This is a genomic window from Clostridium sp. JNZ X4-2, assembly GCF_054889485.1.
The window spans coordinates 1,936,912-1,951,066 of the sequence record NZ_CM142685.1 but is presented as its reverse complement, the minus strand read 5'-3'; the positions used below and the strand labels follow the sequence as shown (position 1 = coordinate 1,951,066).

General features: G+C 36.0%; 7 protein-coding genes and 2 other annotated features. All 7 genes read left to right on the top strand.

The window, feature by feature from the left end; all coding sequences use genetic code 11:
* The first annotated feature begins 32 nt into the window (after positions 1–32).
* Positions 33–986, top strand: coding sequence for a carbamate kinase (arcC, locus tag ACYUJ6_RS09410; RefSeq protein ID WP_461842534.1), 954 nt, complete (start codon positions 33–35; stop codon positions 984–986).
* 35 nt (positions 987–1,021) lie between these two features.
* Positions 1,022–1,960: a 3-hydroxyacyl-CoA dehydrogenase family protein gene (locus ACYUJ6_RS09405; protein WP_461842533.1), complete on the top strand. Its 939-nt coding sequence runs from the start codon at positions 1,022–1,024 to the stop codon at positions 1,958–1,960.
* Between the two features lie 201 nt (positions 1,961–2,161).
* A complete protein-coding gene (locus tag ACYUJ6_RS09400; protein WP_461842532.1) occupies positions 2,162–3,547 on the top strand; it encodes an Ig-like domain-containing protein in 1,386 nt (461 codons plus the stop codon).
* A gap of 290 nt (positions 3,548–3,837) precedes the next feature.
* Complete coding sequence (gltB, locus tag ACYUJ6_RS09395) at positions 3,838–8,379, top strand: glutamate synthase large subunit (protein WP_461842531.1); 4,542 nt, start codon at positions 3,838–3,840, stop codon at positions 8,377–8,379.
* Between the two features lie 19 nt (positions 8,380–8,398).
* Positions 8,399–9,832 carry a glutamate synthase subunit beta gene (locus ACYUJ6_RS09390; protein WP_461842530.1) on the top strand — a complete coding sequence of 478 codons (1,434 nt, stop codon included), beginning with the start codon at positions 8,399–8,401 and terminating at the stop codon, positions 9,830–9,832.
* A gap of 404 nt (positions 9,833–10,236) precedes the next feature.
* Positions 10,237–10,435, bottom strand: a binding site (T-box leader).
* A gap of 269 nt (positions 10,436–10,704) precedes the next feature.
* Positions 10,705–10,903, top strand: a binding site (T-box leader).
* Between the two features lie 244 nt (positions 10,904–11,147).
* Positions 11,148–12,161 carry a ketol-acid reductoisomerase gene (gene ilvC / locus ACYUJ6_RS09385; protein WP_369704997.1) on the top strand — a complete coding sequence of 338 codons (1,014 nt, stop codon included), beginning with the start codon at positions 11,148–11,150 and terminating at the stop codon, positions 12,159–12,161.
* A gap of 329 nt (positions 12,162–12,490) precedes the next feature.
* On the top strand, positions 12,491–14,149 hold the full coding sequence (gene ilvD, locus ACYUJ6_RS09380; RefSeq protein WP_461842529.1) for a dihydroxy-acid dehydratase: 1,659 nt from the start codon (positions 12,491–12,493) through the stop codon (positions 14,147–14,149).
* The last annotated feature ends 6 nt before the right edge of the window (positions 14,150–14,155 follow it).

Below are 14,155 nucleotides of genomic sequence, written 5' to 3'. Positions count from 1 at the left end.
TGGATCAAATAATGAAAATGGAGGAATCTTGTATGTCAAGGATAGTGGTAGCTTTAGGAGGGAATGCACTTCAGGCGAATCCTAAGGATAATTCAGCAGAATCTCAGCTTAAAACCTGTTATAGGACGGCAAAATCTATTGTAGATCTTGTTGAAGAGGGCAATGAAATTGTTGTTACTCACGGGAATGGTCCTCAGATAGGTCAGATTATTGCAACTTATGAAACTGCAGCTTTAGCTGATAGGTCAAAAGGTGTAATGCCCTTTCAGGAATGTGGAGCTATGAGTCAGGGATATATTGGCTACCATCTTCAGCAGGCACTGAAAAAGGAATTAAAGAGAAGGGGAATGAGTAATCAGGCAGCAACAGTAATTACACAGGTTATTGTAGATAAAGATGATGCGGCATTTAAAAACCCAACGAAACTTATAGGTTCATTTTTTACACGAAAGCAGGCTGAAAGAATGATGTCTAAAATCAACTGCTTGATGAAAGAAGATGCAGGAAGGGGATGGAGGATGGTTGTACCTTCTCCACTTCCAAAAACTATTGTAGAAGAAGAAGTAATTAAAACACTTGTTGGGGCAGGTCATATTGTAATTACTGTGGGAGGAGGAGGAATTCCGGTGATAGAAAAAGATGACGGCAGCCTTGAAGGAGTTGCTGCAGTGATTGACAAGGATTATGCATCAGAAAAAGTAGCTGAAATAATTGATGCAGATACACTGCTTATATTAACTGCCGTTGAAAAAGTTGCCATAAATTTCAATAAAAAAAATCAGAAAAATATATCGGCAATGAGTGTTAAAGATGCCTATAAATATATGAAAGAAGGACAGTTTGCACCAGGTTCTATGCTTCCTAAAGTAAAGGCGGCTGTCATGTTTGCAGAGTCAAAAAAAGGCAAAAAAGCTATAATAACATCTCTTGAAAAAATTAAGGAGGCATTATGCGGCGGCACTGGAACTGTAATAAGTGATACTTGACAAATAGGCAGCATTGGCTGCAGGGAGATGATTATATGAATATTAAAAATGTATCAGTATTAGGTACTGGAACCATGGGGCCAGGCATAGCATTACTTTGTGCACAGGCTGGATTGAAGGTAGTCATTTATGGAAGATCTGATATGAGTTTAAACAGGGGGTTCAAAAATATAGAATTTAGTCTAAATTTTTGGAAAGCCGCAGGAAGGTTGTCAGAAAGACAGTGTAAAAAAATTTCAAATGACATAAGGGGAGTTAAGACAATTCAAGATGCAGCCAAAGATGCTGATTTAGTAATTGAATGCTTGTCAGAAAATATAGGGCTGAAACAGAATTTTTTTAAAATTTTAGATGAATTATGTCCTTTAAATGTGATTTTGGCAACTTGTACATCAGGGTTTTTGCCAACAGATATAGCTGAATACACAGTACATCCTGAAAGAGTAGTAGCTGCTCATTTTTGGAACCCACCTCAATTAATTCCTCTTGTAGAAGTAGTACCTGGAAAAAAAACTTCACAAGAAATTATGGCAAAAACTATTGAATGGATTGAATTTATAGGTAATAAAGCAATTCCTATGGAAAAGGAATGCCTGGGTTTTATAGGAAACCGACTTCAACATGCCTTGTTAAGAGAAGCTTTATTTATAGTGGAACAGGGATGGGCAAAAGTTGAAGAGGTCGATAAAGCCATTGAATATGGACTGGGAAGAAGGCTGCCGGTTACAGGTCCTATATGTACTGCTGATCTGGCAGGACTTGATGTAATAAATTCTGTATCTGCATACCTGCTTAAGGATCTTTGTAATTCAACTGAGCCTTCTTCACTGCTTAAAAGCAAGGTTAAGAATAGGGAATTGGGCAGTAAAAGCAAAAGAGGATTTTACAATTGGTCACCAGATGTTCTAAAAAAGATACAAAAAAAACGGGGTGAATTGCTCTTATATTTTTTAAAGGAAGATAATAATAACTGATCTGTATTTTTTCTATATAATAATGTGTAAACAATATATGAAACGTGGAATTCACATATTGTTTACACATTATTAATGTATTGTTCATATGGCTATAATCTTAAGGAAATAATATATTAATATATACTATTTTGTAAAATTTGAAGAAGGGAGTGAAAATAAAGAAAATATATTGTTTTTATGCGGAAAGGAAGGAGTTTTTTGTTTAAATTACCAAGAAATATTCTGATATCTGCAGTAGTTATTTTAGTGTATCAACTAAATTACTGCAATTTTGTTTTAGCTGATGATTCAGCATTAAAAAGTGGATCTCAACAATACATAACACAAAGCAATTCTGATAACAGGGATAATGTACCTGTTGATAAAAAGTGGACGATAAAATTTAATGAGCCTGTAGATTTATCATCTGCTCAGGAGAGTGTAAAAATAACAGATAAAAAGACTAATGGACAAGTACCCCTTGATATATCCTTGAGTAATAATGATTTCTATGTAAATGTGTCACCTAAGCAGTCTTATACTCCCAACAGTGAATATACCCTAAGTGTAGCTGACAATTTAAAATCTAAATATAACAGGTCTTTAAAAAGCAGCTTTAGTATGGATTTTAAAACTACCCTGCAGATAACAAATGTAAATGATTTAAATGTATCAATAAGCCAGGGAGATAATTATGTACTTCCTGATATAGTAACGGCAACCATGTCCGATGGAAGTGTAAAGCAAGTGGGGGTTGTGTGGAATAAAAGTGTTAATACTGAGGATTCGCCAGGAACTTATGTTTATGAAGGCAATGTGGCTGGGTATGATAAACCTGTGAATTTAAATGTTACTATAAAGCCTTCAAATAAGGATGTGGAGGCCGTAGCTTCTACTTCCATGTGGATATGGCAGCTTCAAAGCCAAGTGGATGCTTATGGTGGTATAGATAATTTGATTGCAAAATTAAAATCCATGGGAATAAACAATGTATGTATTAAATACAATGAAGGTTCAAGCCCTTCAGGAGGAGGGACAAACTTTAGAGATGATTTTTTAAAGTATGTGGGAAACTTCAAACAAGCTGGATTTATAGTAGGTACCTGGGGATATAATCATTTTAATTATCCCGAAGATGAAGCCAGCCTTATAATAGAGGCCTTAAACAATAGTGACTATTATGTTTTTGATGCTGAAGATGCTGTATCAGGTAAAACCCAGCAGGCGGAGCAGGTATGTCAAATTATAAGAAACAAGTGCCCTAATGCCATAATTGGATATACATCTTTTCCGATAGCTAGTTATCATCAGGATATACCTTATTCAGTTTTTAATGAATACTGTGATTTTTCGGCACCTCAATGTTATTGGGGAGATATGCAGTGGTCCGTTGCTTCATGTTTGAATAAGATGGTTCAGGATTATAAAACTTATGGATTGGACAAGCCAATATATCCTATAATACAGACTTATAATATAGATTATGAAGACTATAGTGCTTATAACACATATGATTTCAAGGCCACCGGTTTGTGGTCACTAGATAATATCGGAAGTACATTTATGCAATTCATAAATGATATGGGGAGCAAATTCAGCAGTTAATATTAGAAAATATGGGACGCAGGTTATAAAACACATATAAAAGTGAAATATTTTTATATATGACTTGCATATAATAAAAAACTGTGATAATATTTTTACTAAAATATCATTAAAGATTATAACATTTTTAGGGCTTTGCATTTTTTAATTTGAAGTACAATGTTAAAAATTAAAAAGAAAAAGCTTGAGATGTATTTTGGGGCTTAAAAAATGCATCTTTGCTGTATAAATAAAACCACCAGTTAAGCTGGTGGTATTTATTTAATGATTCTAAAAGGGGGCTTTGTAGCATGAATTGTAATAATGGATTTCCTTCAAAACAGGGTTTGTATGATCCTGATTATGAGAAAGATTCTTGTGGAGTGGGGTTTATAGCAAGTATAAAAGGTGAGAAAACCCATGGTATTGTAAAAAAAGGCATTCAGATTTTAGTTAATTTAACACACAGGGGGGCAGTAGGCTCTGATACCAAAACTGGAGATGGAGCAGGTATACTTGTTCAAATTCCGGATGAATTCTTTAGAATAAATTGCGATAATCTAGGTATAGGATTGCCTGGATCTGGAGAATATGGAGTGGGAATGGTGTTTTTTCCCAGAGAAACCGCTTTAAGACTGCAGTGTGAGGGAATATTTGAGAGAATTACGGAAAAAGAAGGCCAGAGGGTTCTGGGCTGGAGAGATGTTCCCACTGATAATAGGGATATAGGCGAAACTGCAAAGGGTACTGAACCAATTATAAAGCAGATATTTATAGGCAAAAATGCAGAGGATCAAACTGAATTTGAAAGAAAACTTTATATAATAAGAAAAGAAGTGGAGAATAAGGTCAGGGAAAATTTTAAAGGAACTGCAAATGCCTTTTATGTATGCAGCCTTTCAAGCAGAACTGTAGTGTACAAGGGTCTGCTTTTAGCGGATCAGATAAAAAAATTTTATATTGATCTGAATGATATAAATTTTAAAAGTGCCATAGCGCTGGTACACCAGAGATACAGCACAAATACCTTTCCAACCTGGGACTTGGCCCAGCCATTTAGATATTTGGGGCATAATGGAGAAATAAATACCATAAGAGGAAATAGGAACTGGATGAAAGCACGTGAGGGTGTACTTAAATCCAAAACCTTTGGTGAAAATATAAAGAACCTTTTCCCCATAATAGATAGCGGCGGCAGTGATTCTGCTTCTCTTGACAATGTACTGGAACTTTTATATCAAGATGGGAGATCTCTTCCACATGCACTTATGCTTCTTATACCGGAGGCTTGGGAAGGAAATGGACATAGTAAAAAATATAAAAAGTTTTTTTATGAATACCAGGGTTCATTAATAGAGCCCTGGGATGGACCGGCAGCTGTTTCATTTTCTGATGGCGTTCAGGTTGGTGCCACTCTTGACAGAAATGGGTTAAGGCCTGCCAGATATCTAATAACAAAAAGTGGATTTGCGGTACTTGCTTCAGAAGCTGGAGTACTGGAATTTAAAAATGAAGATATACTGGAAAAGGGTAAATTAAAACCTGGAGAGATGTTTCTGGTGGATACAGCTAAAGGAAAAATTATAAAGGATGAGGAATTAAAAGAAAAAATATGTAAAAGCAAACCTTATGAAAAAATATTGAAGAAATTAAGGTTTAATCTGGATATGTTTGATACGGTTGTGGGAAAAGAACAGATAGCTCCAGAAGTATTAAGGGAGAAACAGCAGGCTTTTGGATATACTCTTGAGGATTTAGGAAGAATTTTAGTGCCTATGGCAGTGGAAGGTAAGGAACCAGTGGGTTCTATGGGAAATGATACACCGCTTGCTGTACTTTCAAATAAAAATCAATTGCTTTTCTCATATTTCAAACAACTTTTTGCACAGGTAACAAACCCTCCCATAGATTCTATAAGAGAAAGACTGGTAATGTCTCTTTTGAATTATATAGGTTCTCCCCAGGCCAACATACTGAATGATGAAATTACAAAAGATCCCTTTATAGAAATTGACAGTCCCATTTTGACAGACGAGCAAATGTTAAAGATAAAAAGTCTAAGAAATAAGGATTTTAAATCTACTACAGTTCCAATTACTTTTAAGTGTGATACGGGAATAGATGGCTTTAAGGAAGCTCTTGGAAAAATCTGCGAAAGGGCTTCAGAGAGAATAAAAGAGGGATATAATATATTGGTATTAAGTGATAAAAATGTAGATTCCTATGAAGCTGCAATTCCAAGTCTTTTAGCAGTTTCAGCAGTGCAGCATCATCTCATCCGGGAAAAGACCCGTACAAAGGTCTCAATTATTGTAGAAACAGGAGAGGCAAGGGAAACCATGCATTTTGCACTGCTTGTAAGTTATGGAGCTTCAGCGGTAAATCCATATCTCGCATATCAGACTATAGATCAGATGGTAAAGAACAGGGATATAACCGGAACATCTGTGGATGAGGCAAAGAAAAATTATATATATGCCATAAATCAGGGAATATTAAAAGTGCTCTCTAAAATGGGAATATCTGCTCTTCAAAGTTATCATGGTGCACAGATATTTGAAGCCATAGGTCTGGATTCGAAATTTGTGGACAAATATTTTGAGGGAACACCTTCAAGAATAGGCGGAATCGGCATTGATGTAATAGCCAGTGAAGTATTATCAAGGCACAAAAATGCATTTAATAAGATAAGAAAGCCCATTTCACAGCTGGATGTAGGTGGTAATTATTCATGGAGAAGGGGGGGAGAGTTTCATCTTTTTAATCCTGAAACCATATATAGACTTCAAGTTGCGGCTAGAACCAATAATTATCAACTTTATAAAGATTATGCCAAAATTATAAATGAACAGGATAAAAATTTATGTACCATACGAGGATTATTAAAATTAAAAGAGGGAAATGAGATTCCCATAGAAGAGGTTGAACCTGTAAGCGAAATACTTAAAAGATTTTGTACTGGAGCTATGTCTTTTGGATCCATAAGTAAAGAGGCCCATGAAACCATAGCCGTAGCTATGAATAGAATAGGAGGACGAAGTAATACCGGAGAAGGAGGAGAGGATCCTGAAAGGTATAAATTAGATCTCAATGGGGATTCCAGAAGAAGTGCTATAAAGCAGATAGCTTCGGCACGTTTTGGCGTTACTACAGAGTATCTGGTAAATGCAGATGAGCTTCAGATAAAAATAGCTCAGGGGGCAAAACCTGGTGAGGGCGGTCAGCTTCCGGGGAAAAAAGTTAACAGGGATATTGCTAAAACAAGGCACTCTACCCCGGGGATAGATCTTATTTCTCCGCCGCCACATCATGATATCTATTCTATAGAGGACTTATCCCAGCTTATATATGATTTGAAAAATGTAAACCCTGAGGCAAATATAAGTGTGAAATTAGTTTCAGAAGTAGGAGTTGGGACAATTGCAGCGGGGGTTGCAAAGGCTCATGCAGATTTAATACTCATAAGCGGGTATGATGGTGGAACAGGAGCAGCACCAATTTCATCAGTAAAGCATGTTGGAATTCCATGGGAATTAGGATTATCCGAGACTCAGCAGGTACTTTTATTAAATGATTTGAGAAGCAGGGTTAGGATTCAAACAGACGGGCAGTTAAAGACAGGCAGGGATGTAGTGATTGCAGCACTTCTTGGAGCTGAGGAATTTGGATTTGCAACTACTGCTCTTGTGGTAATGGGATGTACTATGCTTAGAAAATGCCATTTAAATACCTGTGATATGGGTATAGCCACACAAGATCCTGAACTTAGAAAGCACTTTAGAGGCAAGCCGGAATATATAATAAATTTTTTAACTTTTATTGCACGGGAAGTAAGAGAATATATGGCTAAACTTGGATTTAGGACAATGAACGAAATGGTTGGCAGGGTAGACATGCTGCAGGCAAAAGAAACAATTAAACATTGGAAAGCCAGGGGACTGGATTTATCTGCTATTTTATATAAACCATATATGCCCAAGAGAATTAAATCCTATTGTGTAATACCTCAGGATCATGGTATGAAGGAAGCTATGGATTACAAGATTATTCAAATGGCAAAAAAGGCAATAAATGATAAGATAAGGGTCAATGCAACTATGGAAATAAAGAATGTAAATCGTGCGGTAGGAGCTATGCTAAGCGGTATAATCGCTAAGAAGTATGGAAGTGAAGGGCTGCCTGAGGATACAATCCTATTGAATTTTAAAGGATCCGCAGGGCAGAGTTTTGGTGCATTTGGAGTAAATGGACTTACTTTAATACTTGAGGGTGATGCCAATGACTATGTAGCAAAGGGATTATCCGGAGGTAAGATAATTATCAAGACGCCTAAGGAATCAACTTTTGTGGCAGAGAAAAATATTATAGCTGGAAATACTATTTTATATGGAGCTACCTCTGGAAAAGCTTTTATAAATGGCAGTGTAGGAGAAAGGTTTGCAGTGAGAAACAGTGGGTCTACAGCTATAGTTGAGGGTGTAGGAGATCACTGCTGTGAATATATGACTGGAGGAACAGTAGTTATCATAGGCAAGACGGGAAGAAATTTTGCAGCAGGTATGAGCGGCGGTGTGGCCTATGTGTTAGACGAGGATGACTCTTTTAACAATAAATGCAATTTACAAATGGTTGATATAGAAAAAATCACAGATGATGAGGATATTGATACAGTATATAAATTGGTACAGGATCATTACAAATATACAAACAGCTTAAAAGCTCAGGATATACTCAATCAATGGGATATATATGAGGAAAAATTTAAAAAAATAATACCCAGGGCATATAAATCCATACTAAGACAAACAAAAACGGAAAGAGAAACAGAAGCAGTTGCTGCTTCTAATATGTAGGAGGCAGGGAGGCAGCATTATGGGAAAAATAACTGGCTTTAAAGAATATAAAAGAGAGAATCCTGAAAAACGCGGGATAAAAGAAAGAATTAAAGATTATAAGGAGATATATTGTAAATTTCCCAAAGATAAATTGAGAATTCAAGCAGCTAGATGTATGAACTGCGGCACTCCATTCTGCAACTGGGGCTGCCCGCTTGAGAATATAATTCCAGACTGGAATGATTTCATATATAAGGATGAATGGAAGAAGGCCTTTGAAAGACTTTGCCTTACCAATAATTTTCCGGAATTTACCGGGAGGATATGTCCTGCCATCTGTGAAGGGGCCTGTACTCTGGGAGTAAACCGGGAGCCGGTGTCTATAAAAGAGGTAGAGCTTAATATAATTGAAAAAGCTTTTGAGGAAGGTTGGATAACACCTAATTTACCAAGGGTAAAAACGGGAAAAAAGATAGCTGTAATAGGTTCGGGTCCTTCAGGACTTGCAGCAGCAGAAGAACTTAATTCCGTAGGGCATGATGTTACTGTATTTGAAAGGTCGGACGAAATAGGAGGACTGCTTAGATATGGAATCCCGGATTTTAAACTTGAGAAACACATAGTGGATAGAAGAATAAATATAATGAAAATTGAAGGAATAAATTTTAGAAAAAATATCAATGTGGGTGAAGATTATCCTGCTGATAAATTAATTGAGAATTTTGATGCAGTGATCTTAACAGGAGGTTCTACAATCCCAAGAGATCTTAAAATTCAGGGAAGAGAGTTAAAGGGAATATATTTTGCAGTAGATTTTTTAAAACAGCAGAATATGAGATTGGCGGGCAAAAGGATTATGGAAGAGGAAATAACCGCAAAGGGAAAAAATGTGGTAGTCATAGGCGGGGGAGATACTGGGTCGGACTGCATAGGCACTTCCATAAGACAGGGTGCCAAAGCTGTATATCAATATGAGGTCATGCCTAAACAGCCATTGATGCGGGATGATACCATGCCATGGCCTACTTTCCCAAAAATTCTCAAGGTAACCACTTCTCATGAGGAAGGATGTAAGAGGGAATGGTGTATAAGCACAGAAAAATTTACAGGTGAAGAAGGGGTAGTAAAAGCTCTTCACGGAGTAAAGGTTAAATGGGAAAAGGAAAATGGAAAGATGAAAATGATAAATATACCTGGTACGGAATTTCATCAAAAAGTTGATCTGGTTCTTTTAGCCATGGGTTTTATCCATCCCAAACATGAGGGCTTATTAAATGATATTGGAGTAGAATTTGATGGAAGGGGAAATGTGAAAACAGATAAAAATTATATGACCAATAAAGAAGGAATATTTGCTGCAGGAGATATGAGACGTGGGCAATCCCTTGTAGTATGGGCTCTAAAAGATGGAAGAAGGGTAGCTCAAAAAGTTGATTACTATCTGATGGGTGAGACATCTTTAAGAGGATGAGGACAACTAGTGTACCTAGAGCTGATTGAAAACATACAGATAATTGCAAGCAAAATTTCATTTAAAAAGTCCGATATAAATCGGACTTTTTAATTAAAGTAAATAGAACGCAAAAACTCATAAAGTATCAAAAATAAAACAAATAAAATACAGCCTGAAATATTTTCCATTGAGGGAAACTTTATTTCAGACACAATAAAATTAACTTTAGCAAATAAAATAATCTAAAATAACAGCTGAATATTTGATTTATGTATTAAGGGATCCCAATGTCTACACAAATATGAAATGTGTAATTAATTTTATTTTAATATTAAGAACATATACACTAATAATTTTAAATAAATAATTGATTGAACAGTTTAGTATAAAAATAAGGTATAAAAAAAGCAGACATACGTCCATCCTGGAGCGAAAGTCTACCGCGGTACCACCCAAATTATTACTCATATGTATAACGGCTGTGCCGGCATAACTTACTTTAAATAAATTTCAGTATGCAACTCAGGAGTGATTTTCAATAAATTTAACCTGTGGGCTCTCACCAAACACCCATTCTCTGAAGGTATATCTTTATTTACTCTTCTCCGTCAAAGTTTTTTATATTTATTGCATTTACTATACTATAAAAAATTATATATGTCAACAATATAATTTAAATTTTTTTGCAGGAAATACATTTTTAATAATTGACTTTTAAAATGAAAAAATTATTTTTTTGTATATAATGTAATAAAAAAATAATACTGCAAAAAGTAAAACTTTTATAAAAAAAACCCTTGACATTCTTCTAAAGGCGTATTATTATCGTCACATACACTAAATTTTAATAAAATAAATTGTTATGAAAGTTAGCATAAATATTATAGAGTATAAAGACAATGATAAGGAAGAGTAAATAGGAGTATATTTTTTAGAGAGTGAGATTTTTGGTGAAAACTCATAAATATAACTATTGAAGGTAGCCTTGAAGTTGTGAGCTGAAATTAAGTAGGCTTTACCGGTAAAACCGTTATTACTTTGAGTAAAAAAATTGGGTGGTACCGCGCGACCAAACTTCTCGCCCCAAGGAGAGAATGTTGGTTGTTTTTTTATACAAAATTTTAGGAATTTTGTTTTGACTTAGGCTTTATGGATAAGTTATGGGGAACATTTATTATAAAGCAGGGTAATATATTAAAAATAATAGTCATAACATTTTTAATTATCTTAATTTTCATTTAATTAAAAAGGGGACTTGATGTGTCTTATTTCAGAATTATTAAATTCACAATGTACAGTGGGCACAAATTAAATTATTCAGGAGGAAAATATTATGGAAAAGTTAAAAGTTTATTATGATGAGGATGCTAATCTGGATCTTTTAAAGGGAAAGAAAATAGCTGTTTTAGGTTTCGGAAGTCAGGGACATGCACAAGCTTTAAATTTAAAAGACAGTGGTCTTGATGTAATAGTTGGATTGTATAAAGGCAGCAAGTCCTGGAAAAAAGCTGAAGATTATGGATTCAAGGTATATGAAACAGCTGAAGCTGTTAAACAAGCTGATATTGTAGCAGTCCTCATTCCCGATGAAAAACAAAAACAGGTTTATGAAGAGAGCATAAAAGATAATTTGTCAGAAGGAAATGCACTGTTCTTCTCCCATGGTTTCAATATTCACTTTAACCAGATAGTTCCACCTAAGAATATAGATGTACTTATGATTGCACCTAAAGGACCTGGACATATAGTTAGAAGAGAATATACATTGGGTGCAGGAGTTCCATGTCTTTATGCAGTATATCAGGATTTTACAGGAAAAGGAAAAGATATTGCACTGGCTTATGGAAAAGGAATTGGCGGAACAAGAGCAGGTGTTATGACTACAACATTTAGAGTAGAGACAGAAACGGATTTATTTGGAGAACAAGTAGTACTTTGCGGAGGAATTGTTGAACTTATAAAAGCGGGCTTTGACACTCTTACCGAAGCAGGATATGCTCCAGAAAATGCATATTTTGAGTGCATGCATGAGATGAAGATGATAGTTGATTTAATGTATGAAGGCGGAATAAATAAAATGAGATATTCCATCAGCGACACTGCAGAGTATGGAGATTATAAGATTGGGAAGAGAATAATAAACAAAGATACAAGGGCTGAGATGAAAAAAGTTCTTACGGAAATTCAAGATGGAACATTTGCAAGAGACTGGCTGCTTGAAAATAAAACCGGAAGACCAGGATTTACTGCAAGGAGAAGGCTGGAGCAAAATTCAACTATTGAGAAAGTCGGTAAGGAACTCAGGTCGATGATGCCTTGGATAAATGAAAATCCGGATAATGAATAGTTTGTTCTGCAAACATAAACAAAGTTCTTGATATCAGATGGATTTTGTTTATGAGCTGTGAATTGTGAATAAGGAAAAAACTTATGTGAGGGTTGTTACTGCTTATTCTTCTTTATTTTGGAGGAGCTGGGGAGCTTTGGCAGGGCAGCCCTATAAATAAAAAGGGGCTTTAAAATAACATAGAAAATATACGGAAAAAAAATAAACAGTAAAAGACTTTACAGAGAGCGGGGTAAAGTGAGATCCTGCAGGCCAAAGCTGTTTACATATATACAGAATTGCAACTTTAAATATTGCTGGGCTATATAAATGCGAGGAGGTTTTAAAAAATGAAAAGTGATTTGGCAAAGAAAGGAATTAAAGGTGCTCCTGCTAGGGCACTTATGTATGGAATGGGATTTACAAAAGAAGAAATTGAAAAACCTTTGATTGGAATAGTAAATTCACAAAATGAAGTTGTTGCAGGACATATGCATCTGGATGAAATAGCAAAAGCAGCTAAGCTTGGAGTGGCTATGGCGGGCGGAACACCTATGGAATTTCCTGCAATTGCAGTTTGTGATGGAATAGCTATGGGACATATAGGCATGAAATATTCACTTCCATCAAGAGAACTTATAGCGGATTCAATTGAATCAATGGCACTTGCCCATGAATTTGATGGACTTGTTTTAATACCTAATTGTGACAAGATAGTTCCAGGAATGCTAATGGCAGCTGCCAGACTTAATATACCAGCTGTGGTGGTGAGCGGAGGACCTATGAGAGAAGGCAGGTTAAATGACAAGAAACTTGATTTCAGTACCTGTATAGAACAGGTGGGAGCCTGCAGTGATGGTAAGATAACAGAAAAGCAGCTGGAAGAAGAAGTTAAAAGATCATGCCCGGGATGTGGATGCTGTTCAGGACTTTTCACAGCAAACAGCATGAACTGTCTTACTGAAGTTCTTGGAATGGGGTTACCTATGAATGGAACTGCACTTGCTCAGACAGGAGAGAGAAATCAGCTGGCAAAGTATGCAGGAATGTATGTGATGGATTGTGTGAAAAATGACAGGAAGCCAAGGGATATAATGACGCTTAATGCATTTAAAAATGCCATAACTGTAGATATGGCCATGGCAGGATCTACAAATACTGTTCTTCATCTTCCGGCAATTGCACATGAAGCAGGACTTAAACTTGATCTGGATTTATTTCATGAAATAAGCAGGAAAACACCCTGTCTTACAAAATTAAGCCCAAGTGGAAAACATCATATGGAAGACCTTCACATGGCAGGCGGAATAGAGGCTCTTATGAATGAACTTTCAAAAAAGGGTCTGATACAGGAAAATGAATTGACTGTTACAGGAAAGACTGTAGGTGAAAATATAAAGAAATATGAGGTACTTGATTACCAGGTTATAAAACACATAGATAAACCTTACAGCAGTGAAGGTGGAATAGCAATTTTAAGGGGAAACCTTGCACCAGATGGAGCAGTAGTTAAAAAATCCGCAGTAGCTCCGGAGATGATGGTACACCAGGGACCTGCAAGAGTCTATAATTCGGAAGAAGAAGCGGTAAAAGCTATTTTCGGCAATGAAATAAATAAGGGGGATGTAATTGTAATAAGATATGAAGGGCCAAAGGGAGGACCCGGAATGAGGGAAATGCTTTCACCAACCTCGGCAATAGCAGGTATGGGACTTGACAAGGATGTGGCACTTATTACAGATGGAAGATTTTCAGGAGCTACAAGGGGAGCATCTATAGGACACATATCACCGGAAGCTATGGAAGGCGGGTTAATAGGACTTGTAGAAGAGGGAGACAATATTTTTATAGACATCACCAATAAAAAAATAGAATTGAAAGTAGATACTGAAGAGATGGAGAAAAGAAGGAAAAAGTATGTAAAACCTGCTCCAAAGATAAGAACAGGATATTTGTCCAGATATGCAAAGCTTGTAACTTCTGCAAATACAGGAGCAGTACTTAAATAATAAGAG